The organism is Cupriavidus sp. 8B, from assembly GCF_054589115.1.
In genome coordinates, this window is the sequence record NZ_BAAILO010000280.1 from 1 (window position 1) to 2,193 (window position 2,193).

The following is a 2,193-nucleotide window of genomic DNA, read 5'->3' on the forward strand; positions in this document are numbered from 1 at the left end:
GCCGGTCATTGCCCGCAGTCCGAAGCGGGCGACGGCGCCCGGGGCATTCAGGATCGACTGGCCCAGCGCCGTATTGCGCTGCACCGCAGCCTGTGCGGCGTCGAAATGATTGCCCCAAACGATTCAGATCGCTGATGCCAGCCTCTGGTAGCCGGGTTGCCGTGATCTGGGGATAGGGCACTGCAAACACCTCGACACCAGTCTCCGGGTCCACCCAGACCGGCGTGCCAGATTTTGCCTGTGCGAGCTCAATGTCAGGTAGCTGTTGTGGCGGTATGCCCTTAATCAGAACGTTGGCAGTGGATCCGTCGACGTTGAACCGGTCCCCTTCGCTCAGCGCCTGTCCGGCCATTACCTGCAGCTCTGCCACGCGAGCGTCATGGGCATCGGCACTGCCATATCATCCGGAGCCGGCATCCGACATCACCAGCGGCTGCCCGGGCTGCCGCAGATTGTTGGCGGCCAGCGTCATCGACGGCGTGTCGCCGCCATACCCTCCACGCGACTCACCGAACGCACCCACCAGTTGATTGTATGCTGCATTGCTGTCGAAGCCCGGCTGACCAGACACCGGGTCGTTCCAGATAGGCGATTGCTGCAACTCGGCGATCTTCTGCCCCAGCACATCTTCCTGCGTGCTATTCGAGCTGCTCAAATGGTCTGCCAGGCTCCCGCCCAGGGCATTGCCAAACGCAATAGGTTCGAGGCGAAGTCGTACCCCTATCGCCCGCTACGCCTTAGCGGGCGCGCCTTTCCAGGCCGTGATTCGACCGCAGATGGACTGTTTCTTGGGTCAGAAGCCCCGAAGTGCGTTTTTGGGGCCGCAGGCGGCCAATCGGGAGGGGGTTAAGAGGTCGGCTGCGCCGAGCTCGTTATCGTCGTCGGCCTCATCCTTCAGCGCCTGCAGCAGCGCCGCCCTGGCCGGCTAGCCAGCCCCCGCCAGTGCACGGTCAGGAACTCCATCTCCACCTGGCGAGCCTTGAGCTGGGTGTCGCCCCAGCGAACCACCCCACGCAGTGGGCGGCGCGTGAAGCGGAAGTCCGTCAGGCGATGCTCAAGAGTCAGAGCTTTACTTAGCCCTAGCGCGCTCCAATCTCATCGAGTGCTCTACTGCCTGCCCAACAAGATTTAGGTAAACGACGAGGCTGCCCTTTGCATACGTGGACACATCCCCACTACCACCATGCCTCAACCAGGGCTCCGCGATAAAGCATTCCTCGTACATCAATTTTCCAAGCTGAGCACTCAGGGAATTGAAAAGGTCGCGACGAAGTACACGGTCTTGTATTTCATTTTGAGAAAGAAATCTATTCAAAACAAAAATTATATCCCTATCAACAAATGTTGATTGACCTCGCTGAACATCTAGGAAATAGATAGCACCGTTCTTTTCAGACCAAAAGAATAGATCACCAATTGATGTTGCCATCAGAGCGACTGCATCTTGACCAAGTAGCCACCGCCAAGACTCTAGAGCAGCATCTGATAGGGATTCATCCAACACCGAGATTATCCCTTGGTTGTACGTTCCGGGACAAATTCCGAAATCAGCCATTTTTTTGGACGAAGACTTCGAAGTTACTTCATCGACTAGAAAGGCGTTAGCAAAGGTCATTTCTCGGTTACTCCAAAAACAAAACGTACGTAGCTGTTCGGCAAAGCGGACTTCACAGCATCATAAATTACACTCTGACGATAAGCATTCTGCGCCCCAATGGAGCTGTTTACGTTGAGGTCACCATATCCCGTCACACCACTCGCGCGGCCCCCAATGACCATATCAGGCTCGTGAAGGGCTGCAAACCTTGGCGTCTGTCCTTCTGGCGCATTCTTCATATAGGCATCAACAAAAGGATCATCGGTTACAGGATTCTCGCGCCTGAATGCCGATATAGCATCAGTAGCGCTTGAGGGACGTCCGCCAGCGTTGAAAGCCTCGATATTTGCTCGAATCTCACCAGCAGTGAGCATATTTAGTCCTGCTTCCTGCCCAGCAAGTTGCCTCATGAATTCCACTTCGTTTCCTTGAAGAGGAGTGTACTGAATATTGACGGTTAACCCAGAATCGATTGCGCCTGCCGTGCTTGGAGCAACGCGGAACTCAGGCGGCACCACATAGGATGTCAACCCCATCCGGTATGCCGCCTGATCCATCCCTGCCGCAAAGAGCTGCCCCGTGCGCGACGCCCCAAA

Annotated in this window: 3 protein-coding genes; all 3 read right to left on the reverse strand. The window is 56.2% G+C overall.

What is annotated here, in order from left to right; genetic code table 11:
• Window positions 1–400: 400 nt before the first annotated feature.
• A complete protein-coding gene (locus ACYP5B_RS27445) occupies window positions 401–655 on the reverse strand; it encodes a hypothetical protein (RefSeq protein ID WP_459571805.1) in 255 nt (84 codons plus the stop codon).
• 414 nt (window positions 656–1,069) lie between these two features.
• Complete coding sequence (locus ACYP5B_RS27450) at window positions 1,070–1,615, reverse strand: T6SS immunity protein Tdi1 domain-containing protein (RefSeq protein WP_459571806.1); 546 nt, start codon at window positions 1,613–1,615, stop codon at window positions 1,070–1,072.
• Window positions 1,612–2,193, reverse strand: a 582-nt coding sequence (locus tag ACYP5B_RS27455) for a polymorphic toxin type 15 domain-containing protein (protein ID WP_459571807.1), incomplete at its 5' end; no start/stop codon positions are given. The genes ACYP5B_RS27455 and ACYP5B_RS27450, both read right to left, overlap by 4 nt.